Here is a 26,057-nt window from a genome sequence, read left to right as displayed (position 1 = left end):
CCCGGTCCGGGAGCCGCACCACGCACGGGGCAGCCGGTAGTCACCACCACCGGCTGCCCCGTGCGCTTGCGCGCCGCCCCGCGCACCGATGCGTACGCCCCCTGCCCCGCGTGTGGCCATTTCCCAGCGCGGCCGGGGCAAGGGGTGGCAATCTGCTGAGCAGTAGATACGCACAGCTACATAGCCGGAGGTGCCGTTTCCGTGCCGTCCAACGTCAATCCCACTGTCAGGCGACGCAGGTTGGGCCAGGAATTGCGCCGCCTGCGCGAACTCAAAGGCATGACGGCCGAGGAAGTGGCGGAGCGACTGCTGGTCTCGCAGTCGAAGATCAGCCGCCTGGAGAACGGCCGCCGCTCCATCAGCCAGCGCGATGTGCGCGACCTCTGCGGGGTCTACGAGGTCGAGGACCACCGCATCGTCGACTCGCTCATGCAGATGGCGAAGGACTCGCGCCAGCAGGGCTGGTGGCACGCCTTCGGCGACATCCCGTACAGCGTCTACATCGGCCTGGAGACCGACGCGGAGTCGCTGCGGGTGTACGAACCCCAGATGGTTCCGGGGCTGCTCCAGACCCGGGCGTACGCCGAGGCGCTGATCAGCGGCGCGCTGCCGGAGGCCCCGCCGTCGGACATCGAGAAGCGCGTCAACGTACGGTCGCGGCGGCAGGACCGGGTCAACGCGCCGGAGAATCCGCTGCGGCTGTGGGCCGTGATCGACGAGTCGGCGCTGCGCCGGGTGGTCGGCGACAAGCAGGTGATGATCGACCAGCTGGAACACCTCGTCGAGCAGTCGCATCTGCCGCATGTCACCGTGCAGGTCCTGCCGTTCGAGATGGGCGCGCACCCGGGCATCAACGGCCAGTACGCGATCCTGGAGTTCCCGGACGCCGCGGACTCCAGCGTCGTCTACATCGAGGGCGTCACGAGCGATCTCTATCTGGAGAAGGCGAACGACGTGCAGCGCTACAGCGTGATGTACGAGCACCTGCGGGCGCAGGCGCTGAACGTCGAGCAGACCCGGGAGTTCATCAGCAAGATCGCCAAGTCCTACACCAGCTGAACGTCGTACACCAGCTGAATCCGGACAGGGAGCGGGTGGCGGCGGAATGGTACACCGCCGCCCACGCACAACAGAAGGTCTAGTGGGGAAAGACCATCCGGTCGAGTGAACGGCCATCTCATGGACGGGGCTTGGCGAGTAGCGTCGATCACGCCAATCGGAATCAGGTTGGTGCGACTCCCCCAACTCTCTGAACCAACTCTCTGAACCGGAGTGAACATGGCAATTCTTCAGGGTGCTACGGACCAGTGGACGAAGTCGTCGTACTCCGGGGGCAACGGCGCGTGCGTCGAGGTCAAGTCCCCGGTCGCTCTGTCCATCGCCGTACGTGACTCGAAGGCCCCCGAGGGCCCCTCGCTCACCTTCGTCCCCGGTGCGTGGAACGCGTTCGTGCGCGATGTCGCCACGGGCTCGATCAACGCCTGATCAGCCGACACCGTTCACGTACCACCAACGTTCACGCACCACAGCGCCACCTGCACCACCTGCACCACCTGATGGAGCCCTCTCGACCGGTTCGCCGTCCTGGCCGAGGGGGCTCGGCACGATCCGGACGATCCGGTGTCACCGCAGCCGGTCGACGTAACGGTCCGTCCCCGGCACGGTCGGCACGAACGGGGCGACCAGCTCGACCCGCCCGAGGCCGGCCTCCGCGACCGCCGCGTCGAGGCCGGCGAAGCGGCTCGCCCAGCAGCTCCGCGGGTCCTCCTGGAGGAACCACAGCAGCGTCAGCCGGGTGTCGACCCCCTCGACCTGCTTCACGTACGTCATCCGGTCACCGGGCAGCGGCGTCGGCCGGAACACCGTGACCATGGCCGCGGGCGACCCCTTCAGCCGCTTCGGGAGATGGCGCGAACGCAGCCACTCCAGCAACTCCCCCCGTTGCTCGGGCCCTTCGGCGTCGACGACCTGGAGGACGAGGCCCGCGTACGGGTGGTCGAGAGCGTGGAAGTCCCGGGGGCCGGCGGCCCCGTCGCGGTAGACGGTGGCCTCATGGTCCTGGAAGGCCGTGAAGACGTGGGTCCGGTCCTGGTAGACGCGGCCGTCCCGGTTGAGCCGCTTGTTGATGGCAACGGTCCACTTCATGTGGTCGTCGTAGCGCCCCTCCGTCACCCAGTACGTCGACAGATAGCACCCCGCGCCCACCGGCTGGGCGACCGCCGACTTCTCCGGATAGCGCAGCTCCTGGAGGTCCTTGGTGGCCACCCAGCGGCGTCCGGCGAACATCCACGGCATGGCGGTCGCGCCCGCGTAGTAGTGGTCGTCCTCGTACCAGCGGTTGTACGCGTACTCATGGCCCGGATGCGGTTCGACCAGGGTGATCAGCGCGTGCCCGGGCCGGACCCCGTACGGCCCCGTCCCCGCCAGCTCCGCATACCGCTCACTTCCCGTTCCGGCGTCTTCGCCACCCGTTCCGGCGTTTTGGCTCATCAGGTCTCCCTTCCCCTTCCATCGACTCGCGGCCCCCTCTACCCTGACGGACCGTCAGATGAACTGCCAGAGCCGGGAGGCGTCGATGTTGCTCGCGGGGAAGACCGTCATCGTCTCGGGCGTCGGGCCGGGGCTCGGGCACCGGGTCGCGGAGACGGTCGTCCGGGACGGCGGGTGCGCGGTGCTCGGCGCGCGTACGGCGGCGAATCTGGCCAAGTCGGCGGCCGGGGTCGATCCGGAGGGCGGCCGCACGGCCTTCCTGCCCACCGACATCACGGACGAGGCGCAGTGCGAGGCGCTGGCCGCGCTGGCGGTGGAGCGGTTCGGGAGGATCGACGCGGTGGTCCATGTCGCCGCCTGGGACAGCTACTTCGGCGGGCTCCAGGACGCGGACTTCGCCACCTGGCAGTCGGTCATCGACGTGAACCTTCTCGGTACGCTCCGGATGACCCGGGCCTGCCTGCCCGCACTCAAGGAGCGGGGCGGCTCGGTGGTGGTGATCGGCACACAGTCGGCGGTGGCCGCACCCTCACAGGTGTGGCAGGCGGCGTACGCGGCGTCCAAGGGGGCGCTCACCTCGGCGATGTACTCGCTGGCGCGGGAGCTGGGCCCGGACCGGATCCGGGTCAACACGGTACTGCCGGGCTGGATGTGGGGGCCGCCGGTGCAGGCGTACGTCCGGTTCGCCGCCGACTCCGAAGGCGTACCGGAGTCCGAGGTGCTGGCCCGGCTCACCGGGCGGATGGCGCTGCCCGAGCTGGCCACGGACGGGGACGTGGCGGAGGCGGTTGCCTTCCTGGCCTCCGACCGGGCCCGGGCGATCACCGGTCAGTCACTGCTGGTCAACGCGGGCGAGCTGATGCGCTGACGTACTCGTACTCGTATACGGACACGAGGCACCCTCCCTCTCGACTTCTCGGCCGCACGGGACCCGCATCCCGTGCGGCCTTCGCGCATCGCCGCGCGCTCCCTGACTTCTCCGGCTTCTCCGGCTTCTCCGGACTTCTCTTCCGCACAGCCTGACGAAGTGCCCGCCCATCGTGTGGCCGCGGTCACGTCGGCGACAACGCCCCACAAGGTCAAGAACAAGTAAAATCGTTCGTCTTACTGACCTACGTTCACATCCATGACTAACCGACAGCCTTGACCGAGCCCTGCCGGAAGGGGTTCAATCCCCGAAGTCCCCGCTCCCGCAAGGGGACGCCGCTGAACGGCCGTACCGACGAAGTGCGTTCCCGTTCACAAGGCGGACCCCTGGAGGGGGACATGAACAGTCTCGACTGGGCTGTACTCATCGGCTACTTCGGCGTGATGGTCGCGATCGGACTCTGGTCGCACAAACGCGTGGACAACGTCAGCGACTTCTTCACGGCCGGCGGCAAGATGCCGTGGTGGCTGTCGGGCATCTCGCACCACATGTCCGGCTACAGCGCGGTGATGTTCACCGGTTACGCCGGCATCGCGTACCAGTACGGGGTCACGTCCTTCGTGACCTGGTCGCTGCCGATCGCCATCGGCATCTTCATCGGCGCGAAGCTCTTCGCGCCCCGGCTGAACCGGCTGCGCTCGCGACTCCGGGTCGCCTCGCCGCTGGAGTACCTCAAGAACCGCTACGACATCCGGACCCAACAGGCGCTCGCCTGGTCGGGGTTGCTGCTGAAGATCGTGGACGTCGGCGCCAAGTGGGCGGCCATCGCCACCCTGTTGTCCGTCTTCACCGGCCTCTCCATCTCCCAGGGCATCCTGATCACCGGGGTCGTCACCGGGATCTACTGCACGGTCGGCGGTCTGTGGGCGGACGCGCTCACCGAACTGGGCCAGTTCATCATCCAGTTGTTCGCCGGACTGGCGATGCTCTTCGCCGTGATGAGCAAGCTCGACGGCTTCTCCACCCTGTGGACGGTCTGGGACAAGCTCCCCGACGGGCACGCGGAGCCGACCGCCGGACCGTACACGGTGACGTTCCTGCTGGCGTTCCTGTTCATCAAGACCTTCGAGTACAACGGCGGCATGTGGAACCAGGCCCAGCGGTACATGGCGACCGACTCCGCTGCCTCCGCGACCCGTTCGGCGCGGCTCTCGGCGGTGCTGTGGTTCGTCTGGCCGCTGGTGCTGTTCTTCCCGATGTGGTGCGCGCCGCTGCTGGTCGACGCACAGAAGCCGGACGCCTCCGACAGCTACGCCCTGATGACCGAACAGCTGCTGCCGCACGGCCTGTTGGGCCTGGTCATCGTCGGCTTCTTCTCCCACACGATGGCCATGTGCTCATCGGACGCCAACGCCATCGCCGCTGTCTTCACCCGGGACATCGCCCCGGTCCTCTCGAAGACGGCGCGCGGCTGGAGCGAGCGGGCCGGGCTGATCGCGGCCCGCTGGACCACGGTGACCTTCCTGGCGCTGTCGATGGCGATCGCGACCCAGGTCAACTCGCCGACGTTCAAGGACATCATCACCGTCGTGATCAAGTGGGTCGCCGGGCTGATGGGCCCGATCGCGATCCCGTTCATGCTGGGCCTGCTGCGCCCGTTCCGGAAGTCCGGCCCGACGGCGGCGCTGATCAGCTGGGCGGCGGGCCTGATCGCGTTCTGGCTGGTCAACTACCCGGTCAACTGGGCCGTCGAGGGCGGGGTGCCGCTCCAGTACCAGGTGTCCGTACCGCTGGCGGTCTCGCTCGTGCTGTACGTCCTGATCGGCTTCGTGAAGCCGGAGGACACCCCGGAGCGGGACGCGGTGCTGGCGCGGATCAACGAGGGCGAAGGGGATGGGTACGGGGACGGGGAAGGCGGGGGCGGTACGGGGGCGGCCGCGACCGTCCCCGCCCAGGACGGCGGCCCGACGCCGGCGCCTCGGCCGCGCGGGTGAACCCGCCGACCCCCGCGCCCCGGCCGCGCGGCTAGCGGGCGGACCAGGGGGCCGGGCGGACCAGGGGCGGACCGGGAGGGCCAGGGGCGGACCGGGAGGGCCGGGAGGTCGGCAGGCCGCCCCTCAGCCCCGCGGGTAGCGGGCCAGCCAGCCCGGGGCGACGGCGGCCGGGCTGTGCAGGGCGGGGCCCTGGGTCATCTCCATCGCGAAGTCGTCGGCCAGTTCGAGGAGGGTGGCCCGCCCCTCCAGCTCCGCGAGCCAGGCCGGCGGCAGCGCGGTCTCCCCGTGCAGCGCGCCCAGCAGCGCCCCGCAGACCGACCCGGTGGCGCGGGAGGGCCCGCTGTGGTTCACCGCGAGCCGCAGCCCGTGCCGGATGTCCTCGCTGACCAGCGCGCAGTACACGGCGACCGCGAGGACCTCCTCGGCGGCGTCGCTCGCGCCCAGCGCCTCGATCAGGGCCGGCCCCGGGATGCCCTGGCGTACCGAGCCCAGCGCCTGCCGCAGCGCCTCGGTCACCGGCTCGTGCCCGGGGCGTTCGGCGAGCAGGGCCAGCGTGTGCTGCACGGCACCGTCCAGGCTCTCGCCGCGCGCGAGACCGTGTACGAGTACGGCGAAGGCTCCGGCGGACAGCTGGGCGGCGGGGTGGCCGTGGGACTGGGCAGCGCACTCGACGGCCAGTTGGAGCACGAGCCCCGGCTCCCAGCCGACGAGGAGCCCGAAGGGGGCGGACCGGGTGAGCGCGCCCGCGTCCCGGGCGGCGGGGTTCTTCGGCCGGTCGAGGGTGCCCATGACGGTGTCGCCGAAGCCGGCGAGGCATTCCCGGGCGGGGTCGCGGCGGGCGTAGAGCCATTCCTCGGCGGCCAGCCAGCCGTTGTCCTCACGCCGTTCGTCGGGCCCCCAGTCGTGCTGGGTGGCGGCCCAGCGCAGATGGGCCCGGTGCACATCGGTGGGCGGGTGCCAGGCGCCGGTGTCGCGGCGGACCTGGGCACGGATCAGACCGTCGACGGTGAACAGGGTGAGCTGGGTGAGGGCGGTGACGGCGCCGCGTCTGCCGTACGCGGGGACGTAGTCGGCGAGCCCTTCGACCCCGTGGGCGGCGCGGATCTCCTCCAGCACGAGCCCGCTGACCCCGGCCCCGAGCGCGTCCCCGACGGCCCCGCCGAGCAGGGCCCCGCGGACCCGGCTGCGGAAGTCCTGCTGCTCGGCCCGGCCCCAGACCGCCGTGGTCCCTGTGCTCACCCCGCCCCCTTCCCGTCACCGCTCCCGGCACCACGTGCGTCGGTGCGGGCCCTTTACGGGCGACCGCGCAAGCACTTTGACATGCACCCTGGCTTGGAGGCCAGGGATTCCGGCCTGGGTCGGCTGACCCTTCCGGTGGCTTCCTGCTTCATCGCGCTGTGCCGGGGCTTTCGCCCCGGTCCTACCGGCGCTCCACGAGGCGTTTAGCGTCTCCGCCTGTCCGGCGGCAACGATTCGGCGTCCTTCGAAGAGGACGTTGCAGGCTGCGTTGTGGTCGCGGTCGTGCACAGTGCCGCACTCACCACATGTCCACACGCGGACGTGCAGAGGCTTGGGCCCGTCCCTGAATCCGCAGACCGAGCAGATCTGTGAGGACGGGAAAGCACGGGCCACCTTGGCAAAGGTTCGGCCGTGCTTGACCGCCTTGTACTCCAGCATGCCGACGAACGCGGACCATCCAGCGTCGTGTACGGACTTGGCGAGCCGGGTGCGACCGAGACCGGACACCGCGAGGTCTTCCACATACACCGCTTGGTTGTCGCGAATGATCTGCGTGGACACCTTGTGATGCCAGTCCCGGCGCCGGTCCGCCACCTTGGCGTGCTGGCGAGCGACCTTGATACGGGCCTTGGCCCGGTTCTTCGACCCCTTGGCCTTACGGGACAGTTCCCGCTGAAGGCGCCTCAGCTTCTTCTCAGCCCTGCGCAGGAAGCGCGGGCTGTCGATCTTCGTCCCGTCGGACAGGACCGCGAAGGCGGAAAGCCCGAGGTCGATACCGGACTCCACCTCCACCAGATCGGGGAGGACATCCGGCTGGGTGTCCACGACGAAGCTGAGGAAGTACCTGCCGGAGCTGTCCTTGGTGACGGTCAGGGACGTGGGCGCGGCCGGGAGCGGACGGGACCACTTCACCTTGAGGTTGCCGATCTTGGCCACGTACACCGCGCCGTTCTCCGTCAAGGAGAAGGCGTTGGTGTTGAGGCGGATGGACTGCCGGGTGTCCTTCTTCGACTTGTAGCGGGGCGGACCGGCCCTCCGGCCCTGCCGCTTGCCGTTGAGGCTGTCGAAGAAGTTCTTGTAGGCGGTATCCAGATCCCGCAGGGACTGTTGGAGGACGACCGCTGATACGTCGGTGAGCCAGGCGCGTGACTCGGTGCGCTTGGCCTCAGTGATGCGAAGCCGAGACAGATCTGCCGACTTCACATAGGGCAGCCCGGCCGCGTGCGCTTCCTTCCGGTCGCGCAGGCAGTCGTTCCACACCACTCGGGCGCATCCGAACGCCTGGGCCAGCGCACGGCGCTGCGGGGCGTCCGGATAGGCCCGATAGTTGTAGCGGAGCTGCACAACCAAGATCCTACTGCGATTGGCCTTATGGGTGATCAGAACAACTACAGGCCTGGCAGGCGCGTGATCTCGGCGATGCATGTGCACTTGGTCTTCGTGACGAAGTATCGATACGGAGTCCTCGACGACGAGATACTGACTCGCTGCGAAAAGATCATGCGCAAGGTCTGTGCGGACTTCGAGGCGGAGCTGATGAAGTTCAGCGGCGAACACGATCATGTCCGCCTGCTGGTGCACTACCCGCCGAAGGTCGCCGTCTCGAAACTGGTCAACAGCCTCAAGGGCGTCTCTGCCCGCCGGATACGGCAGGAGTACACCGACCGAATCAGCCCCGCCGTGACCCGGGTACGTACGGGTATGTCGACGGACGTCCCGCAGGTCTTTTTGGGGCGGTGAGCGGTCAGCGGCCGGGGCGCTCCTGAAGACCGACTGCCGCCAGCACAGCGTCCGCCAGTTCCGCGACGGTACGCCCTCCGACGTCGACCCGGTCCAGGCCGAGCGCGTCGACGGCGTCCACCATCAGCGCCTGGTAGCGATCGGTACGGGCCAGGAACCGGTCGATGAGCAGCCGCTCCTCCTCCGTCGCTTCCTCGTACCGCCCCGCCGCCCGCACCCGGTCGCGTACGACCGTGTCGTCGGCGGTCAGCCACACAGCGGCCGTTCGGGGCACGGTCAGCCGGGCGAGCCGCTCGGGCCACAGCGCCGAGCCCTCCAGGACCAGGCCCGGTGCCCCGCCCCGCGCGCGGTCGGTGATCAGCTCCTCGATACGCGGCCAGAGCCGTTCGTAGTGGGCGAGGACGGAGGCGATGAGCTCGTCGGTGGTCAACGTCCCGTAGTGCTCGGCGACATGCGGCGGTACCTCGTGCTCCGGGGTCCGCCAGGGCCGTCCCGGGTGCCGGGCCAGACCGTCCGTGGAGCGGTGCTCGAACCCGAGCCGATCCGCCACCGCCTCGGCGACGGTCGACTTCCCGGTGTTCGAGGTCCCGCCGATCAGCACCACTCGCACATCGCGCATACCCGCGAACCTACTGCCCCGTGCGGGCCTCCAGCCGCTCCCGCTGCGCCCGGGCCCACGCGTACCCCGGGTCCAGCTCCAGCGCCCGGTCCAGGTCCGCCCGGGCCTCCGGCAACCGGCCCAGGGCCTCCAGGGCGAGGGCCCTGCTGCCGTGGGCCCAGGCGTAGTCGGGGTCCAGGGCGATCGCCCGGTCGTAGCAGGCCACGGCCTCCTCGTACCGGCCCGTCGCCCGGTACACCTCGCCCCGCTCCCCCTCCGTCCCGGCCCGCCCGGGGTTCAGCTCCTCGGCCCGGTCCAGGTCGGCGAGGGCGCCCACCGGGTCGCCCAGGACCGTGCGGACCCGGGACCGCCGCACCAGCGCCCAGGCGTACTCCGGCCACAGGGCGATCGCCCGGTCGAAGTCGTCGAGCGCCTGCTCGTGCCGGCCCAGGGCGTGGCGGACCAGGCCCCGGCTGCCCAGCGGCACGGCGTCGGACGGGTCCAGGGCGTGCGCCCGGTCCAGGACGGTCAGGGCCTCCTCCAGGCGGCCCATCTGCCGGTACGTCTCGCCCCGCTCCCGCACCGCCCAGGCCCAGGCGGGGGCGATCTCCTCGGCCCGGTCCAGGTCGGCGAGGGCTTCCTCGTGGCGGCCGAGGGAGCGCAGGATCACCGCCCGGCCCTGGTGGGCGCGTTCGCTGCGCGGGTCCACGGCGATGGCCCGCCCGTGGTCGGAGAGCGCGGCGTCCAGCTCCCCGGCCCGGAACCGGTCCCAGGCCCGCGCCACGAGGGCGGCCGCCCGGTCCCGGTCGGTCAGCTCGGCCCGGGTCAGCAGGAGCCCGAGGGCTGCGGTCGGTCGGGGGCCGTGGTCGGTTATGGCGGCGAGCAGGTCCCGGCCCCACTCCCGCAGTACGGCGTTGTCGGCATCCTCGCCCGCGTCCACCAAGGTCCGGGCCCAGTGCCGGGCGCGGGACGGCCGTTGGGCGAAGAGTTCGATCCCGGCGCGCAGGGCCTCGGGCAGCGCGGTGCGGGGTCGGGCGCACAGCCGGTGGTACAGCACGTCCAGGGCCGCCCGGCGCCAGGGCTGCGAGGCCCAGAGGCGTTCCGGGTCGATGCCCTCGGCCGCCGCGTCCCGGCGGGCGGCGAAGGCCTCGGCCAGCCGGTCGTGCGCCGCCTTCCACCGCCGCGGGGACCCGGTGCGCTGGAGGCGGAGCATGGGGGCCCGGACGACGGCGTGATAGCGGGAGCGCCCGCTGTACGGCTCGGCGACGAAGGGCAGTTCGAGCAGCCAGTCGTAGAGCCCGGGCACGGTGTGCGGCCCGTCCTGCGGTACGGCGACGGCGACCAGGTCCTCGTCGAACCGGCGGGGCAGCGCGCAGGCGAGCGCCGCCGCCCGGCGGGCCGGGTCGCTCTCCCCGGCCAGGAAGCGTTCGACGGCGGTCGCGTTGGCCTCACCGGCCGCGCCGGGGTTGGCGGCGAGCGTCGACACCAGGACCGGCAGCCCGCCGGAGAGCCGGAGCACTTCCCGTACGACGGGCTCCGCCACCACGCCGCGTTCATGCAGGAGTTGACGCGCCTCCTCCTCCGTGAACGGCCCCAGCGGCACGTCGGCGACGAGCCGGCCCCGGTCGCCCCAGTGCGCGGGGTCGAGGCGGCGCTGGCCGGCCAGGGTGAGGACGAGGTTGGCGGGCAGTTCGCCGTACCGCCCGGGGGTGAACAGGTCGGCCAGCCACCGGTCCAGCTGGGGTGCGGTGCGCTCGTAGGTGTCCAGGAACAGGGCGATCCAGGGCACGGCGTCCGCGACCCGGTCAAGCTCGGCGACGAACACCGGGGTGAGCACCTGGACCGGTTCCGCCAGCAGCCGGGCCTCCTCCAACTGCCGGGCCCGCCCGCCGAACACCGCCCGCAGCCCGCCCGCGCCCCGCGCCACGACCGCCGGGTCGATGCCCCCGGCCAGCGCCCCGACGACCGGTATCGCCCCGGCCGCGAGCAGCCCGGCCTGCGCGGCGGCGAGCGCCCCGGGCGAAGGCCCCGCACCCTCGTTGTCCGCCGCAAGCCGGCCGGCCATGTCGTGGAGTGCCCGCCGGTACGTGCCGAGCAGCCGGTCCAGCGCCTTGAGCGGATGCCCCTGCTCGGCGAACTGCGCGGCGAACGCGGCGAGTACGTCCGGTACGGAGTCGGCACTCTCGTCGGCCGACGCGGTCAGCGCCCCGAACTCCCCTGCGGCCTGGCGCCATTCCCGTACGAGCGAGGTCTTGCCGACCCCGGCGTTGCCCCGCACATGAAAGACGAACCGGTGCCGGGGATCTTCGGGCGGCAGCGTGAAGTTGGCGCGGAACAGCCCGAGTTCGGCCTCCCGTCCGACGAAGGCGGCACGACGCCGGCTTTCGACGATCTGCTGGAGGGAGAGGCGGCGGGGGCTGGACGGAGGCATGGGGCCAGTCTGTCAGCGGCCGTCGCCCTACGGGAGCCACCGCCGTCCGTCATCGGCCGTCGGCGTCCGGCAGCCGCAGCCCCCGGCTGTGCGCGACGAGCAGCACGTCCCGCAGGGACAGGACGGCCTGCGTCAGCGCGAACCGTACGGCGACCTCACCGGCCGCCTGGTCCGCCAGCACTTCCTGCGCGCCTTCCAGCACGACGTTGCCGCACTCGATCTGCTCCTCCTCCATGTCGTCGGCGAGCCGGGAGAGCCTGCTGTTCGGGTCGCCGGTGCTGAGGTAGCAGGGCTTGCCTTCGACGGACCTCCAGGGGAGGAGGCAGAGTTGCGTGGGGTCGGTCATGTCGGCGTCCTTTGAGCGTGAGGGGGGGTGCGTGACCCTGACGGGTGGCAGTTACCGTTCGTGCCTCCATCGTCACGGCCGCCGCCCTACGCTCGACAGAGGCACGCGATTGCCTGTGCACAGGACAACGGCGAGGGGTCGGGGATGACCGAAGTCGCGGAAGTGGAAGTGGAAGCGGAGTCGGGGCGCGCGGCGCTGGGGCGCGCTCTGAAGTACTTACGGGAGAAGGCGGGGCTGTCGCTCGGCCAGCTCGCGGAGAAGACCCGCTACGACAAGAGCTACCTGTCACGCCTGGAGTCGGGGAAACGGCTGTCCAAGCTGGCGGTGATGGAGGACCTGGACCGGTTCTACGAGACGGGCGGGCTGCTGGTCGAGCTGTGGAAGGTGGCGCGGCGGGAGGTCTTCAAGGACAAGTACAAGGAGTTCATGCGGCTGGAGTTCACGGCCCGCATCATGCACAAGTACGCCCTCGGCATTCCTGGTCTTTTGCAGACCGAGGACGTGGCGAGGGCGCTGTTGTCCGGCGACCAGGAAACGGAGAGCGAGGCAGAGTCGGTCGAGGAGCAGGTGATAGCGCGCCTGGGCCGTCAGCAACTACTCTTCCGTAATCCGGCTCCGACCGTCCGCATCATCATGGACGAGTACGGGTTGCGCCGTCAGGTGGGCGACGCGAAGGTGTGGGAAGCCCAGTTGGAGCATCTGATCAAGATCGCAGAACTGCCGATGGTCACACTTCAGGTGCTGCCATTCTCGTCCGGGGCCCATCACCTGATGAATGGCTCCCTTACGCTCCTGTGGCAGGAGGACGGGAGTGCCGTTGCCTACGTGGAAGGCAACCAGTGCTCCGAGTTGCTGGAAGATCCGGCCGACGTCACGCGCGCCCGGCTGTCCTACGATCGGGCACGGGATCGGTCGCTGCCCCCGCCCGACTCCATCGCGTTCATCAGGGGCGTCCTGAAGGAGTTCAGAGGATCATGAAGCGTACGCCCGACCTCTCCACCGCGACTTGGCGCAAGTCCAGCTTCAGCGACGGCGGCGACAACAACTGCATCGAGGTCGCCGACGGCTACCCCGGCGTCGTTCCCGTACGCGACAGCAAGACCCCCGCAGGCCCCGCACTCCTCATCACCGCCCCCGCCTGGACGGCCTTCGTGGAGTTCGCGGCGGAGCGCTGACCTCACCCCCGTACACCACAGGGCCCGCGCCCACGTCCTCACCGGACAGGGGCGCGGGCCCTCGTGCCTACTCAACCGCCCCTGAGTACCGGCGCTCATGATCACGCGCCGACCGCTCCCTAGCGTGGCCGGCATGGACACGGAAGAAGCAGCCGCCACCGCAACAGACGCCTCGCCCGTCGCGAGCGCGCGGGGGTTCTACGGCTGCACGATCGCCCTGATCGCCTTCTTCACGCTGATCGCGCTGGGAGCTCATGCGTTGGCCGAGTTCGAGAAGGGCCTCGACGGCGACGGGCAGTTGGAGCAGCCCGGCCTTTCGGGCAGCGTGTCCCAGCCGCTCGGTCCCGGTACGACGGCCCGGTACGAGGACGGGCTGCGGGTCACGGTCAGCCGCCCCGAGCGACACGACGACGGCACCTACGGCACCACCGTGACCTTCAAGAACGGCACCGGCGACCAACTGCGCCTCGACGATGAGGCGTTCTCCGGCGCGCTCGACGTCCGGCCCGGCGAGTCCGGCCAGGACTACGCCCCCGGCGACCACGTGCGCTGGCTGAACTGGAAAGAGGTCGCCTCCGCCCTCGCGCCGCCGATCCCCGAGGGCGAGGAGCGCACCGTCCCGGTCCGCCTGAAGCCGGAGCGGAAGGGTGCCCCGGTCACGCTGGAGGTCACCCCTCCGCACCCCGGCTACCGCGAGACGGCCTACTTCCAGCTCACTCTGGGCTGAGCCCTCAGGCCCTGATTTCGCGTCTCGCCCCAGGCACTTGAGGGTCCGGATGCGCGGACGGCGGCGGAGGGCGTGCCTTCCCGCGTACGCTGCCCCGGTGAACAGCACCGGAGGGAACGGGCGGCCGGCGGTGACTGGCCGTCCGTTCCGGCATACGGGGGCGACCGCCGCCGCAGCCGCCTCCCGATCCATCGGCGACGAGCACCTGCTCGCCCTCACCCGGAACCTCACGTCGGAATCGGCGAAGGACCGGGAGCGGGCGTGCGAGACGATCTGCGACTGGGTGCGGTCCTTCGACCGCCGGGAGGCCCGGACCCTGGCCTCGCTCCTCGCCTCGGCCGCCGCCCTGGAGCAAGACGCGGACTGCCTGGAGAGCGAGCTGAACGCCCTGGGCGAGCTCTCGGCAACGGGTCTCTTCGACGCCGAGGACATTGCCGCCCTGCGCCGCCTGCCGCGCGAGTCCATACGCCCGGCGGACGTCGAGCACCTGGACTACCTGATGGAGGAGTACTTCCCGCAGCAGCGCGAGGACCCCACCACGGTCACGCGCCGCCCACCCCCTTCCTCAGGACCTCGATGACGCTCGCGTAGCTGCTGGATCCGTGGCCCGCGTCCCGGGTGCGTTCCATGGTGGCCTTGAGGAGTTCGGGCAGGGCGTTGTCGAGGCCGAGCAGCGCGGCGTCGTAGAGGGAGGCCAGGCCGGGCTCGGTGCCCAGGTGCAGGGGGCCTCCCAAGGCCTCCAGGGCCGGGCGGTGGGCGTAGAGGACGGTCCGCGAGCCGCTGTAGAGGAACATCATCTCGGGGCTGCCGACGCCCGGCGGAGTGGTCATGATCGCGCCGTCGAGGTAGTCGACGGAGTGCGAACGGGCCCACGCGGCGGCTTCCTGGGCATGCCCGGGGGAGCCGGAGGTGAGGTTCACCAGGGACTTGCCCGCGAGGGAGTCCGCGACGGCGTCGAGGGTGGCGTGCAGGGCGTCGTGGTCCAGTACGCACACGATGATCGGGGGGGCAGGCCGCGACGGCCTCCTCGGGTATCGCGGCCTGCCGCGCGCTCCGGTTGACCAGCGGCGCCTTGTCGGCCGAACGGTGGTCGGGTGGCCCCGCTCCAGCAGGGTGGCGGCCAGCGCCGATCCCATCTGCCCCAGGTCGCCAGGATCGGCGGGCTGAGCGGCCTCGGCACCGCGAACAACCTCCGCCACCGCCTCCTCAAGCAGGCCGGGGTGTCGCCGAGCGACTACCGACGCGCTTTCCCACCCGCGTAACGGCCCTTCTGCAACCTTCACGCCCAGGGATCGAAGGGGATCCCGGCGGGCTTGGAGTTGTTGAGGAGGTTGCGGAACCGGTCGTCCTTGTCGGTGACCTTGATGGTCGCGGCCCCGAAGTCCGCGTTCATGAGCTTGTCACGCAACTCCGTGCTCGGGAAGCCGTTCCAGTCGACGATCGGCGGGTAGCGCCAGTTGCCGTAGTGGTTCTCCGGCGGCTCGTCGTTGCCGTTGGCGAGGCGGAAGAAGTGCGTGCTCAGACCGTCCTTGTGGTAGACGGCCTTGGGGTGCGAGCCGTCGAACCGCACCTGCGAGCGCGGGTAGGTCTTGACGGTGCTGTGCTGGGTGGTCGAGACGTAATCCACTTGGTTGGACGCCTGGTTGACCCAGGAGATGACGTGCTCGAAGTCGTGCCGGTGCCCGCCGAGCCCACTGCCGTGGACGGCCTGGTCCTTCTCGAAGTAGCTCGCGTACACGATGCCGCACCAGCCGTTGTTGCACTTCGAGCGGGCGTACGTCTGGGAGTTGTCCAGGTCCCACTGGTCCCGGCAACTGCCGTTGATCGCGCCGGTCGTCTTGAGCCCCGGAGCGAGGGTGCCGTCCGGGCCGATGGCGGGGGTGGCGTAGCAGCCGTCACCGTCGTAGTCGTAGGCGGGCGAGAAGGTCTGCTCGTAACCACCGGCGTTCTGGGGGAGACTGCCCGGCGGGTCGGCGTGGGCGGCGGATGCGGTGCCCAGCACGAGGATGCCTGCGGCGGCGAGGACGGTGGCGGTGCGGGGGAAATCCGGCATCGGCGGAGTTCGCATGACTTGTATCGCTCCTGACTCGGCAGCACGTCACGACAGGTGTGACTCCCGCAAGAATTGCCCGGGCCATGACAGAAAGAAACGGAAGACCGTCCCCCACCAGAACGGCGCAGGCGGCACGCTTGCCATCGAGTGCGCTCGAAGTCCTACAGTGCGCGCACGGATCCGGATCCGGTCCCACCCACCCGCACCCACCAGGGAGCTCGACCATGCTCTACCGCACACTCGGCGGCACCGGCATCGAGGTCAGCGCGCACTGTCTCGGCACGATGATGTTCGGCTCGGTCGGCAACCCCGATCACGCCGACTCCGTACGCGTCATCCACGCCGCCCTCGACGCGGGCATCAACTTCGTCGACACCGCGGACATGTACTCCGCCGGTGAGTCCGAGACCATCGTCGGCAAGGCGCTGAAGGGGCGTCGCGACGACGTCGTCCTCGCCACCAAGGTCCACTTCCCGATGGGCGAAGGGCCCAACCGGGGCGGGAACTCCCGGCGTTGGATCGTCAAGGAGGTCGAGGAGAGCCTGCGCCGCCTCGGCACCGACTGGATCGACCTCTACCAGGTCCACCGCCCCGACCACGCCACGGACATCGAGGAGACCCTCTCCGCGCTGACCGACCTCGTGCGGGCGGGGAAGATCCGCGCCTTCGGCTGTTCTACGTTCCCGGCCGAGGAGATCGTGGAGTCGCACGTCGTCGCCGAGCGGCGCGGCCTCGGGCGGTTCCGGACCGAGCAGCCGCCGTACTCGATCCTCGCGCGGGGCATCGAGCGGGCCGTCCTGCCGACCTGCCGGCGGTACGGGATGGGCGTGCTGACCTGGTCCCCGCTGGCCTCCGGCTTCCTGACCGGCAAGTACCGCAAGGGCGGGGCCATCGACCTGACCAGCGGACGGGCGGCTCTGCACCCGCAACGGTTCGACCCGGACGCCCCGCTGACCGCCGCCAAGCTGGACGTCGTCGAACAGCTCGTCGCCGTGGCCGACAGCATCGGGGCCACCCTGCCCGAGCTGGCGGTCGCCTTCCCGCTCGCCCACCCCGCCGTCACCTCGGTCATCATCGGCCCGCGCACGATGGAGCAGTTGGAGGGGCTACTGAAGGGCGCCTCGCTCACGCTGGACGACGAGACACTCGACCGTATCGACGCGATCGTCGCACCGGGCACCAACGTCTACCCGCCGGACGGGGTGTGGACCCCGCCCTCCCTCACCGATGTCGGCCTGCGCAGGCGGCCGGTGGGCGAACGCGCGGCGGCGTAGGCCCAGCTGGAACCACGACGTCTACGGGGCCTCGGCGGTGGCCGGCTTTCTCGCCAGGAAGCCGGCCACCGGCCGCTTCTCGCCCACATCCGGCGCTTGCAGCGTCTGCGCCGTGATCGCGAAGCCCACCCGCTCCAGCAGCCCGGCGATCCGGTCCGCGGGCAGCCGGTAGCTGTCGAAGGGGGCAGGGTCGCCGTCGCCGTAGCCGTACGTACGCCGCTGGTGCTCCTCCTCACCGACCCGGGTGACGAGGAGCAGGTGCCCGCCGGGTGCCAGGGCGCGGTAGAACTCCCCGTACACCTGCGGCAGTTCAGCCGGGGGCAGGTGATGGGTGGAATAGAACGCCAGGATGCCGCCGAGTTCGCCGTCGCCGGCCGCCAGTGCGGACATCGGACCGACGTCGAAGCGCAGGTCCGGGTGGGCTGCATGGGCCAGTTCGATCATCTTCGGTGACAGGTCGACCCCGAAGGCGGAGACGCCGAGTCCGGTCAGGTACGCGGTCACCTTGCCCGGTCCGCAGCCCACGTCCGCCGTCGGGCCGAGACCGGACGACGTCACGAGCTCGGCGAAGGCCGACAGGACGGCGCGCGACACCGGGTCCAGCGAGCCGGGGTCCTTCACGAAGCGGGCGTAGTCGGCGGCGACGGTGTCGTAGGACTGCCGGATCGCCGCCAGGTGCGCGCCCGTACCCTCATCCAGGGGAGTGTGGTTCATCACCCCCTGACGTTACGTCGGCCACGGGGCGGGCGGCTACGGTGACTTGGTCGTCCACATGCAGAACCGCCTTCCCATCGCGGCCCGCCTCTCCCTCGCCGTCCTCCTCCTCGCCTGCGTCTCGGCCTGCGGGGGTGCGGAGGAGTACACCGTCCCGAGCAAGGCCTGCGGCCGGGACGTCAGCAAGGACGAGCTGGGAGCCCTCTTGCCCAGCGGCGCGGAGCTGCGCGAGAAGCCTTCGGTGTCCGACAAGTCGTTCTCCTGCCAGATCTACGTCGATGGCCTGATGCAATTCGCCTTCACCGAGCATTCCGGGCAACGGGAGTTCGACGTGCCGGCGTACGCGAAGAGCGGGAGGCTCGGGGGCTTCGACCAGCTCAGGGCCTCGGACGTCAGTGACAACGCCGTGGTCTCCCACACGCGGTCCGTGGTGATGGCCCCGTGCCCGAAGGCCGGGAGGAGCTACATCCTCGACCTGGAGCTGCCAGGCGCCGAGGATGACCACAGCCGCGACATCGAGCGGTTCATCCGGTCTTACCTGCCGACCGGGCTCGCCGCCATGGGCTGCTGAGCGGGGAGGGGGCCGGGTCGCCCCGCCCCCTCCCCTCCCTCAGGTCGGCAGCACCGGCAGCAGCTCCGGCAGGTGGCCGTCCGACGCCGTGGCCGCCGCGACGCGTTCGGCCGGGACCTCGCCGTAGAGCGTCGTACGGGGGCGGGACGGGCGGCCCGCCAGGTCGGCGATGGCCTTCAGGTCCTGGATCGAGCGGTACGAGCCGTAACTCGACCCGGCCATCCGGGAGATGGTCTCCTCCATCAGCGTGCCGCCCAGGTCGTTCGCGCCCGAGCGGAGCATCTCCGCCGCGCCCTCCGTACCCAACTTCACCCAGCTCGTCTGGATGTTGGTGATGTGCGGGTGGAGGAGGAGCCGCGCCATCGCCGTCACCGCACGGTTGTCGCGGTCCGTCGGGCCGGGGCGGGCGATGCCGGCCAGGTAGACCGGGGCGTTGGTGTGGATGAAGGGGAGCGTGACGAATTCCGTCAAGCCGCCTGTTTCCTGCTGGAGTTGAGCCAGCGTGCGGAAGTGGCCGAGCCAGTGGCGGGGCTGGTCGACATGCCCGTACATCATCGTCGAGGACGAGCGCAGGCCCACCTCGTGCGCCGTCCTGATGACCTCCAGCCAGGTGGCCGTGGGCAGTTTGCCCTTCGTGAGGACCCAGCGGACCTCGTCGTCCAGGATCTCCGCCGCCGTACCGGGGATCGAGTCAAGTCCCGCTTCCTTGGCGGCCGTCAGCCAGTCGCGGATCGACATGCCGGTGCGGGTCGCGCCGTTGACGACCTCCATGGGCGAGAAGGCGTGGACGTGCATGCCGGGCGTCCGCTCCTTCACCGCCCTCGCGATGTCGAAGTACGCCGTGCCGGGCAGGTCCGGGTGGATACCGCCCTGCATGCAGACCTCGACCGCGCCGACGTCCCACGCCTGCGCCGCCCGGTCCGCGACCTGGTCCAGGGAGAGGGTGTACGCGTCGGCGTCCGTACGCCGCTGGGCGAAGGCGCAGAAGCGGCAGCCGGTGTAGCAGACGTTGGTGAAGTTGATGTTCCGCGTGACGATGTACGTGACGTCGTCGCCGACCACGTCCCGGCGCAGCGCGTCCGCGATCCGGCACAGCTCGTCCAGCGCCGGGCCGTCCGCGTGGAGCAGGGCGAGAGCCTGGTCGTCGGTGAGCTTCGTCGGGTCGTCGGCGGCCTGGCTCAGCGCCTGGCGTACGTCGGCGTCGAGGCGGGACGGGACCATGCCGGGGGCCGCCGCCTCGCGGAGCGCCTCCCAGTCGCCGTACACCTCGTCGAAGTCGTTGCGGCGGTCGCCCGTGCGGCCCTCGGTGTCGATGGTGGCGTGCAGGTCGGTGCGGCCGGAGGAGGTGAAGCCCTCGTCCGGCTCCTGCCAGGGCAGGCCGGTGGGGCTGGCCCCCTCGCGGGCGAGGCCCGTCTCCGGGTCGGCCAAGGCGCGGACGTGCGGGAGGAGCCGGGGGTCGAGCCAGGGCTCGCCGCGCTGGATGAACTCCGGGTAGATGGTGAGGCGTTCGCGGAGCTGGAAGCCCGAGTCCGCCGTCTTCTGCGCCAGTTCGTCGATGTGCGGCCAGGGGCGCTCCGGGTTGACGTGGTCGGGGGTCAGCGGCGACACCCCGCCCCAGTCGTCGATGCCCGCGCCGATGAGCAGCGCGTACTCGGCGTCCACCAGGTTCGGCGGGGCCTGGATCCGGGCGGACGGGCCGAGGATGTGCCGGGCCACCGCGATGGCGGCCGCCAGCTCCTCCAGCTCCGCGTCGGGCATGCCGCGCATCGCCGTGTCCGGCTTGGCGCGGAAGTTCTGCACGATGACTTCCTGGATGCCGTGGTAGGCGCGGGCCGTCTTCCGCAGCTCGAAGAGGGAGTCGGCGCGCTCCTCGTACGACTCGCCGATCCCGATCAGGATGCCGGTGGTGAAGGGGACGTTGGAGCGCCCCGCGTCCTCCAGGACCCGCAGCCGTACGGCCGGTTCCTTGTCCGGGGAGCCGTGGTGCGGGCCGCCCGGCTCGGACCACAGGCGGGTCGCCGTCGTCTCCAGCATCATCCCCATCGAGGGGGCGACGGGCTTCAGCCGCTGGAGGTCGGTCCAGGTCATGACGCCCGGGTTGAGGTGGGGCAGCAGGCCCGTCTCCTCCAGGACCCGGATCGCCATGGCGCGTACGTATGCGAGCGTGTCGTCGTACCCCTCCGCCTCCAGCCACTCCCGCGCCTCCGGCCACCGGTCCTCGGGGCGGTCGCCGAGCGTGAACAGGGCCTCCTTGCAGCCCATCGCCGCACCCTCGCGGGCGATCTTCAGCACCTCGTCGGGGGAGAGGAACATCCCGTGGCCCGCGCGGCGCAGCTTTCCGGGGACGGTGACGAAGGTGCAGTAGTGGCACCGGTCGCGGCAGAGGCGGGTGAGCGGGATGAAGACCTTGCGGGAGTACGTGATCACGCCCGGCCGGCCCGCCGCCTCCAGGCCCGCGTTCCGGACCCGGGCGGCGGACGCGGCCAGATCCTTCAGATCGTCGCCGCGCGCCTGGAGCAGGACGGCGGCCTCGGTCACATCGAGGGCGACACCGTCACGGGCCCGTTTGAGCGCGCGCCGCATGGCGTTGGAGGTGGGACGTCCGCGCTGAGGATCGGGATCGGGATCGGTCATGAACCGAGCATACGAGCGAGGCGCGCGTCCCGGACCAGGGCCCGGGACCTGTATGCGCAGGCCGCGGGGTGCTCCTGGTCACTCGTGCGGGCCGACTCACCCGGACGTTCCCCCGTTGACGGGGTCCGCGCGCCTAAGGTCGGAACGATGATGGAAACGATCGTCCTCGACATCGGCGAAACCCTCGTACGCGACGACCGGCACTGGGCGTCCTGGGCCGACTGGCTCGGCGTACCGCCGCACACGCTCGGCGCGCTGGTGGGCGCGGCCGTCGCCCAGGGCCGCGAGGCCACGGACGCGCTGCGGATCCTGCGGCCCGGCATGGACGTCGAGGAGGCCTACCGCGCGCGGGTCGCCGCCGGGCGCGGTGAGCACCTCGACGAGTCGGACCTCTACCAGGATGTCCGGCCCGCGCTGGGCGAACTGCGGGCCGCGGGCGTGCGGGTCGTGGTGGCGGGCGACGGGACGGTCCGGGCCGGGGAGCTGCTGCGGGCGCTGGACCTGCCCGCCGATCTGGTGGTCACCTCGGACGAGTGGGGCGTACGGAAGCCGGACCCGGAGTTCTTCGCGCGGGTGGCCGAGGCGTCGGGCTCGGCCCCGGAGGCGACGCTGTACGTGGGCGACCACCCGGCCGACGACCTGTTCCCGGCCGCCGCGGCGGGGCTGCGGACGGCGCATCTGCGGCGGGGGCCGTACGGGCACTGGTGGGCGGACCACCCGGACGTGGTGGAGACGGCGGACTTCCGTATCGACGCGTTGACGGAACTGGTGGGGTTGGTGGCCTCTTCCGCCTCCGCCGCCTCCGCCGCCGGTGTCGCGTCCGAGGCGGAGGCGACGGGGGTGCGGCGGGGGGCGTTGCGGTCGGTGCGATGACCCCGCCCAGCCTGGCCGGCGGGACCTCCCGCGTCACGGGGGCGTCCACCTGCCCGTCCGGGGTCACCACCAGCCTGTCCGGCGTTTGAGGACGGGACCCTTGCCTGGGAGGGCGTGAGGACAGACAGGGGCCTGGGGCTCGGCACCCCGTTGCGTCACCCAGGCCCACCTGGACGGTTCCGTCCTCAAACGCCGGACGGGCTGGGGTGGCCGCCCGACGGTTCCGTCCTCAAACGCCGGACGGGCTGGGGTGGTCGCCCCGGACGAGTTGGAAAGGGTCGCCCCGGAAGAGGCTCACCCGGACGGGCTGGGGTGGTCGCCCTGGAAGAGGGTCTCCTCTCGGCGGGCCAGTAGCGTCATCAGGACCGCCGCCCCCGCGCACACCGCCCCCACCACCCACACCGTCACGTACCCGCCCTCGCTCGGCTCCCCCGTGGCGCCCCCGGCGAACGCGCCCAGGAGTGAGGCGAAGACGCCGCCCGCCACCGCGCCGCCCAGGGTCTTCACGTTGTTGTAGAGCGCGGCGGCGATCCCCGTGCGCGCGGGCTCCGTGGCCTCCACGATCACCGTCGGCATGGCCCCCAGCGCCAGCCCGATGCCGAGGCCCAGGAAGGCCGAGCCCACCGCCATCTGCCCCACCGAGCCGTGCAGCACCGCGAACTGGAGGAAGCTCAGCGCCACCAGGCCGAACGCGCCCATCAACGTGGGGCGGTAGCCGATCCGGCGGGCGACCGCGGCCGTGCCCAGGGAACCGATGACGCTGCCGACCGACGCGGGCAGCAGGACCAGGGAGATCGCCAGCGCGCCGAGCCCGAACCCGTACCCCGTCACGTCCGGATCCGCCGCGTAGAACGTGGAGTTGGGGGCCTGGCTGCCGAAGAAGAAGACGCCGAAGAGGAAAGCCGCCGCGTAGAACGGGGCCGTACGGCGGTCGGCCAACGCCCGGACGTCGACCAGCGGTTCCGCGCTGCGCAGTTCCACCAGCACCCACACCACCAGGAGCGCCGCCCCGAGCAGGACCGGGCCCAGCACTCGCGCCGTGAGCCAGGAGCCGCCCTCCGCGCCGCCGACCCCGCCGAGCAGGGAGAGCATCGCGGCGCTGAGCAGTGTCACGCCCGCCCAGTCGACCCGGCCGCCGGCCCGGCCCTCCGACTCCGGTACGGCGATGAAGGAGATCGGCACGCAGACCACCGCGAGCACCGCCGGGACCAGGAGCGTCAGGCGCAGATCGCCGAACGCGGAGTCGACGAGGCCCATGACCACGCCCCCGGCCATCGCGCCCAGCGTCAGCGCCCCGACCAGGCGGGCGATCGCCCGGCGCGCGTCGGCGACCGGGAGCCGGTCCCGTACGAGGGCGATCTCCAGGGGCAGCAGAGCGGCGATCGGGCCCTGGAGCAGCCGGCCCAGGAGCAGCACCTCGTAACCGGGGGCGAGGGCGACCACCACCGTGCCGGCCGCGATCAGCGCCAGCGCGATCCGGAGCATCCGGCGGTGCCCGTACAGGTCGCCGAGCCGGCCGAACAGCGGGACGCACACGGCGGCGGCCAACAGCTGGACGGAGACCACCCAGTTGAGGTCGGCCGAGCCGATGCCCAGATGGTCGGCGAGGTCCGGCAGCAGCGGGGCCAGGCCGACCTGGAGGAAGCCGCTCATCACCTCGAAGAAGATCAGCAGACCGACGACGGCGGTGACGGAACGGGGCGCGGCGGGCGGCGGGGCGGAGGCGGCCGGCCCGGGGGCGGGGGCGGTGGCGGTCATGGGCGGGCGGGCTCCTCTTCGGTCAGCGGTGTGGGCAGCGGTACGGGCGGGGAGACTGCGGCCAGGCGGCGCAGGGCCGGGCCCGCGAGCAGGGCCGCCGCGTGGGGCAGCGCGCCGTCGTCGTACACCGCCTGCGGGGAGTGGTTCATCGGGGCGGTGGCCGGGTCGGTGCCCGGCGGGCAAGCGCCGAGCCCGACGAACGCGCCGGGCACCTCGCGCAGCACGAAGGAGAAGTCCTCGGACCCGGCCATCGGCTTCGGGGCCTCGAAGGCGTGGTCGGCGCCGAGGATGTCGCGGGCGGTGGCGAGGGCGAAGGCGGCCTCGTCCGTGTGGTTGACAGTCGGCGGGTACTGCTCGACGTAGTCGATCTCCGCGCGCACCCCGTGGGCAGCGGCCACCCCGTGCACGGTCCGCTCGAAGGCGGCGCGGACGGTGGCGTGGGAGGTGTCGGAGAAGGTACGGACCGTCGCGTCGAAATGCGCGGTGGCGGGGATGACGTTGGCGGCGGTGCCCGCGTGGAGCCGGCCCACGGTGACGACGGCCGGGTCGAAGATGTCGATCTCGCGGGTGACGAGGGTCTGGAGCGCGGTGACCATGGCGCACATCGCGGGCACCGGGTCGGTCGCGGAGTGCGGGGACGAACCGTGCCCGCCCCGGCCGTGCACGGTGACGTGGACCGCGTCGGAGGCGGCGAGCATCGGGCCGGGGCGGGTGGCGGCGAAGCCGGTCGGGGCCCCGGTGGCGACGACGTGCAGGGCGTACGCGGCGACGACCCGCTCCCTCGCCGCGTCGAGGACCCCCTCGTCGATCATGATCTTCGCGCCGCCCTGGCCCTCCTCGCCGGGCTGGAACATGAACACCACGTCCCCGGCCAGCTCCTCGCGCCGGGCCGCCAGCAGCCGGGCGGCGCCGACGAGGCCGGTGGTGTGGAGGTCGTGGCCGCAGGCGTGCATACGGCCGTCGAGGACGGAGGCGTACGGCAGTCCGGTCTCCTCCTGGACGGGCAGCGCGTCCATGTCGCCGCGCAGCAGGACGGCGGGGCCCGGGCGGCCGCCGCGCAGCACGGCGGTGACGGAGCTCAGGCCCGTACCGAGGGTGATCTCCAGGCCGAGGCCCTCCAGGGCGGCGAGGACCTTGGCCTGCGTACGGGGGAGATCGAGGCCGAGTTCCGGCTCGCGGTGCAGGGCGTGGCGCAGGACGGTGAGGGCGGGGGCGAGAGCGTGGGCGTCGTGCAGCAAGGACATGGGCGTATGGTGCGGAGCACCCCCCTCACCTCATGATCGTCCGCAGGGAAGGTGCACGGATGGCACGCTCGGCGCAGGAATCCGCCATCGAGGCCGCCGCTGCCGGTGGTCCGGAGCCCGTTCTCGACGAGCTGGACTACCTCCTCATCACCGCGCTCCAGACCTCGCCCCGCGCGGAGTGGCAGCAGATCGGGAAGGTCCTCGGGGTCGACGCCTCGACCGCCGCCCGCCGCTGGAACCGGCTCACCGAGGCCGGGCACGCCTGGCTGAGCTGCTACACGGTGGCGGTGGGGCCCGCCGTGCCGATCGTCGCGTTCATCGAGGTGGACTGCGCGGCGGGCGCCCTGCACGATGTGGCGGTCGAGATCGCGGACGATCCGCACCTGATCACCGTCGACCATGTCACCGGCTCCCGGGACCTGATCCTCACGGCGGCCTTCCCCGACCAGGCCGCCCTCGCCCGGTACGTCGGCTTCCGGCTCGACACGCTGCCCGGGGTCGCCGCCACCCGCTCCCAGATCGCGACCGCCGTCCACGCGGAGGGCAGCCGGTGGCGGCTCGACCGGCTGGACCCGGACGGCCGGTCCGAGCTGACCCGGGGCCGCCCGCACCCGGCGCCCCGGCGCGGTCTGCCGTCGCCGGACGAGCTGGACACCCGGCTGTGCATGCTGCTCGCCGAGGACTGCCGTCAGCCGGCCGCCCGCCTCGCGGAACGTACGGGGGTGAGCGCGAGCACGGTCCGGCGGCGGCTGGAACGCATGCACCGCGAGGACGCCCTCGTCTACCGCTGCGAGGTCGCCCGCTACCTCTCCGGCTGGCCGGTCTCCGTCACGATGTGGGGCATCGCCCCGCCCGGGGAGACCGCCCGGATCGCCTCGCAGCTGATCGGCCTGCGCGAGATGCGGCTGTGCGCCTCGCTGTCGGGCCCGTACAACCTGCTGCTCACAGTCTGGCTGCGGTCGGCGGAGGACATCGCGACGTTCGAGGCCCGGCTCGGCGCCCGGTTCCCCGAACTCGCCATCGCCGACCGGGCGGTGACCCTGTGGCCGCTGAAGCTGGCGGGCCAGATCCTGGATCCGAAGGGCCGCCACCTGCGGGGCGTACCGGTGCGGTTCTGGGAGGACCCGGTGGCGGAGCGGGCGGAGGGGGAGCTGCTGGAGCGGCTGCGCGGCCCTTCCGGTCGACCGCACAACCCTTCCAGCCCGTCCGCCGCTTGAGGACGGAACCGTCCAGGTGGCCCTGGGTGACATAGCGGGGTGCCGAGCCCCAGGACCCTGTGAGCTTCACGCCCTCCGGGGCAAGGGTTCCGTCCTCAAACGCCGGACGGG

At 71.5% G+C, this 26,057-nt stretch carries 25 protein-coding genes and 1 pseudogene; 14 read left to right on the top strand and 12 right to left on the bottom strand.

Going from position 1 to position 26,057, the window contains the following annotated elements:
* The first annotated feature begins 201 nt into the window (after window positions 1-201).
* Together A3Q37_RS21590 and A3Q37_RS21585 are read left to right on the top strand one after the other, a co-directional pair.
* A complete protein-coding gene (locus A3Q37_RS21590; RefSeq protein ID WP_065487167.1) occupies window positions 202-1,059 on the top strand; it encodes a helix-turn-helix transcriptional regulator in 858 nt (285 codons plus the stop codon).
* Window positions 1,060-1,278: 219 nt separating this feature from the next.
* Window positions 1,279-1,485 carry a DUF397 domain-containing protein gene (locus tag A3Q37_RS21585; RefSeq protein ID WP_006125325.1) on the top strand — a complete coding sequence of 69 codons (207 nt, stop codon included), beginning with the start codon at window positions 1,279-1,281 and terminating at the stop codon, window positions 1,483-1,485.
* A gap of 138 nt (window positions 1,486-1,623) precedes the next feature.
* Here the strand turns inward: A3Q37_RS21585 and A3Q37_RS21580 are convergent, their stop codons facing one another.
* Window positions 1,624-2,490 (bottom strand): hypothetical protein, encoded by an 867-nt coding sequence (locus tag A3Q37_RS21580; RefSeq protein ID WP_065487165.1) that lies wholly within the window; start codon window positions 2,488-2,490, stop codon window positions 1,624-1,626.
* 85 nt (window positions 2,491-2,575) lie between these two features.
* Between A3Q37_RS21580 and A3Q37_RS21575 the strand changes: the two genes are divergently transcribed.
* Window positions 2,576-3,358: an SDR family oxidoreductase gene (locus A3Q37_RS21575; protein WP_065487408.1), complete on the top strand. Its 783-nt coding sequence runs from the start codon at window positions 2,576-2,578 to the stop codon at window positions 3,356-3,358.
* Between the two features lie 398 nt (window positions 3,359-3,756).
* On the top strand, window positions 3,757-5,352 hold the full coding sequence (locus A3Q37_RS21570; RefSeq protein ID WP_065487163.1) for a sodium:solute symporter family protein: 1,596 nt from the start codon (window positions 3,757-3,759) through the stop codon (window positions 5,350-5,352).
* 123 nt (window positions 5,353-5,475) lie between these two features.
* Here A3Q37_RS21570 and A3Q37_RS21565 read toward each other — a convergent pair whose 3' ends face one another.
* Together A3Q37_RS21565 and A3Q37_RS21560 are read right to left on the bottom strand one after the other, a co-directional pair.
* Window positions 5,476-6,591: an ADP-ribosylglycohydrolase family protein gene (locus tag A3Q37_RS21565; RefSeq protein ID WP_065487161.1), complete on the bottom strand. Its 1,116-nt coding sequence runs from the start codon at window positions 6,589-6,591 to the stop codon at window positions 5,476-5,478.
* A gap of 15 nt (window positions 6,592-6,606) precedes the next feature.
* Complete coding sequence (locus A3Q37_RS21560; protein ID WP_065487159.1) at window positions 6,607-7,935, bottom strand: RNA-guided endonuclease TnpB family protein; 1,329 nt, start codon at window positions 7,933-7,935, stop codon at window positions 6,607-6,609.
* A gap of 27 nt (window positions 7,936-7,962) precedes the next feature.
* Between A3Q37_RS21560 and tnpA the strand changes: the two are divergent.
* Window positions 7,963-8,265 (top strand): annotated as a pseudogene (gene tnpA, locus A3Q37_RS21555) (IS200/IS605 family transposase); the annotation flags it as partial.
* Window positions 8,266-8,335: 70 nt separating this feature from the next.
* On the opposite strand, the gene A3Q37_RS21550 reads toward tnpA, so the two are convergent.
* From A3Q37_RS21550 to A3Q37_RS21540, 3 genes are read right to left on the bottom strand one after another with little or no spacing between them, the layout of a single operon-like run.
* Entirely contained in the window at window positions 8,336-8,950 is a 615-nt protein-coding gene (locus tag A3Q37_RS21550) for an AAA family ATPase (RefSeq protein WP_176711476.1), read from the bottom strand.
* Window positions 8,951-8,960: 10 nt separating this feature from the next.
* Complete coding sequence (locus A3Q37_RS21545) at window positions 8,961-11,360, bottom strand: tetratricopeptide repeat protein (protein ID WP_065487154.1); 2,400 nt, start codon at window positions 11,358-11,360, stop codon at window positions 8,961-8,963.
* A gap of 49 nt (window positions 11,361-11,409) precedes the next feature.
* Window positions 11,410-11,706, bottom strand: coding sequence for a sulfatase (locus A3Q37_RS21540; RefSeq protein WP_065487152.1), 297 nt, complete (start codon window positions 11,704-11,706; stop codon window positions 11,410-11,412).
* A 144-nt stretch (window positions 11,707-11,850) separates the two neighbouring features.
* Here A3Q37_RS21540 and A3Q37_RS21535 point away from each other — a divergent pair, with 144 nt between their 5' ends.
* From A3Q37_RS21535 to A3Q37_RS21520, 4 genes are all read left to right on the top strand, one after another.
* Window positions 11,851-12,684 carry a helix-turn-helix transcriptional regulator gene (locus tag A3Q37_RS21535; protein WP_065487150.1) on the top strand — a complete coding sequence of 278 codons (834 nt, stop codon included), beginning with the start codon at window positions 11,851-11,853 and terminating at the stop codon, window positions 12,682-12,684.
* Window positions 12,681-12,881, top strand: a complete 201-nt coding sequence (locus tag A3Q37_RS21530) for a DUF397 domain-containing protein (RefSeq protein WP_065487147.1) — start codon at window positions 12,681-12,683, stop codon at window positions 12,879-12,881. Before A3Q37_RS21535 ends, A3Q37_RS21530 begins: the two co-directional genes overlap by 4 nt.
* Window positions 12,882-13,014: 133 nt before the next feature.
* Window positions 13,015-13,608, top strand: a complete 594-nt coding sequence (locus A3Q37_RS21525) for a hypothetical protein (protein ID WP_255311891.1) — start codon at window positions 13,015-13,017, stop codon at window positions 13,606-13,608.
* Window positions 13,609-13,705: 97 nt separating this feature from the next.
* A complete protein-coding gene (locus A3Q37_RS21520; RefSeq protein WP_255311890.1) occupies window positions 13,706-14,188 on the top strand; it encodes a hypothetical protein in 483 nt (160 codons plus the stop codon).
* Here the strand turns inward: A3Q37_RS21520 and A3Q37_RS21515 are convergent.
* Window positions 14,151-14,744 (bottom strand): NAD(P)-binding domain-containing protein, encoded by a 594-nt coding sequence (locus A3Q37_RS21515; RefSeq protein ID WP_079137923.1) that lies wholly within the window; start codon window positions 14,742-14,744, stop codon window positions 14,151-14,153. The two genes, A3Q37_RS21520 and A3Q37_RS21515, sit on opposite strands and share 38 nt — an antisense overlap.
* Between A3Q37_RS21515 and A3Q37_RS37295 the strand changes: the two genes are divergently transcribed.
* On the top strand, window positions 14,703-14,870 hold the full coding sequence (locus A3Q37_RS37295; RefSeq protein ID WP_176711472.1) for a hypothetical protein: 168 nt from the start codon (window positions 14,703-14,705) through the stop codon (window positions 14,868-14,870). The genes A3Q37_RS21515 and A3Q37_RS37295 overlap by 42 nt on opposite strands.
* Window positions 14,871-14,887: 17 nt before the next feature.
* On the opposite strand, the gene A3Q37_RS21510 is transcribed toward A3Q37_RS37295, so the two are convergent.
* A complete protein-coding gene (locus A3Q37_RS21510; protein WP_107471575.1) occupies window positions 14,888-15,676 on the bottom strand; it encodes an NPP1 family protein in 789 nt (262 codons plus the stop codon).
* A 209-nt stretch (window positions 15,677-15,885) separates the two neighbouring features.
* Between A3Q37_RS21510 and A3Q37_RS21505 the strand changes: the two genes are divergently transcribed.
* The gene (locus A3Q37_RS21505; RefSeq protein WP_065487143.1) at window positions 15,886-16,935 is read left to right on the top strand and encodes an aldo/keto reductase; all 1,050 of its coding nucleotides are present in this window, start codon (window positions 15,886-15,888) and stop codon (window positions 16,933-16,935) included.
* A 21-nt stretch (window positions 16,936-16,956) separates the two neighbouring features.
* Here the strand turns inward: A3Q37_RS21505 and A3Q37_RS21500 are convergent, their stop codons facing one another.
* Complete coding sequence (locus A3Q37_RS21500) at window positions 16,957-17,649, bottom strand: class I SAM-dependent methyltransferase (protein ID WP_065487141.1); 693 nt, start codon at window positions 17,647-17,649, stop codon at window positions 16,957-16,959.
* Window positions 17,650-17,707: 58 nt separating this feature from the next.
* Between A3Q37_RS21500 and A3Q37_RS21495 the strand changes: the two genes are divergently transcribed.
* On the top strand, window positions 17,708-18,220 hold the full coding sequence (locus tag A3Q37_RS21495) for a hypothetical protein (protein WP_065487139.1): 513 nt from the start codon (window positions 17,708-17,710) through the stop codon (window positions 18,218-18,220).
* A gap of 39 nt (window positions 18,221-18,259) precedes the next feature.
* On the opposite strand, the gene A3Q37_RS21490 is transcribed toward A3Q37_RS21495, so the two are convergent.
* On the bottom strand, window positions 18,260-20,854 hold the full coding sequence (locus A3Q37_RS21490) for a bifunctional FO biosynthesis protein CofGH (RefSeq protein WP_065487136.1): 2,595 nt from the start codon (window positions 20,852-20,854) through the stop codon (window positions 18,260-18,262).
* Between the two features lie 150 nt (window positions 20,855-21,004).
* On the opposite strand from A3Q37_RS21490, the gene A3Q37_RS21485 reads away from it, so the two are divergent.
* Complete coding sequence (locus tag A3Q37_RS21485; protein ID WP_065487134.1) at window positions 21,005-21,727, top strand: HAD family hydrolase; 723 nt, start codon at window positions 21,005-21,007, stop codon at window positions 21,725-21,727.
* Between the two features lie 294 nt (window positions 21,728-22,021).
* Here A3Q37_RS21485 and A3Q37_RS21480 read toward each other — a convergent pair whose 3' ends face one another.
* Window positions 22,022-23,485 carry an MFS transporter gene (locus tag A3Q37_RS21480; protein WP_065487132.1) on the bottom strand — a complete coding sequence of 488 codons (1,464 nt, stop codon included), beginning with the start codon at window positions 23,483-23,485 and terminating at the stop codon, window positions 22,022-22,024.
* Complete coding sequence (locus A3Q37_RS21475) at window positions 23,482-24,729, bottom strand: M20 family metallopeptidase (protein WP_065487130.1); 1,248 nt, start codon at window positions 24,727-24,729, stop codon at window positions 23,482-23,484. Before A3Q37_RS21475 ends, A3Q37_RS21480 begins: the two co-directional genes overlap by 4 nt.
* Before the next feature lie 59 nt (window positions 24,730-24,788).
* Here A3Q37_RS21475 and A3Q37_RS21470 point away from each other — a divergent pair, with 59 nt between their 5' ends.
* Entirely contained in the window at window positions 24,789-25,946 is a 1,158-nt protein-coding gene (locus A3Q37_RS21470) for an Lrp/AsnC family transcriptional regulator (protein WP_065487128.1), read from the top strand.
* Window positions 25,947-26,057 lie beyond the last annotated feature (111 nt).

The sequence above is a fragment of the Streptomyces sp. PTY087I2 genome, assembly GCF_001687325.1.
In the GTDB taxonomy this organism is placed as follows: domain Bacteria; phylum Actinomycetota; class Actinomycetes; order Streptomycetales; family Streptomycetaceae; genus Streptomyces.
The sequence above is the reverse complement of the archived record's forward strand: the minus strand, read 5'-3'. Positions and strand labels throughout refer to the sequence as shown.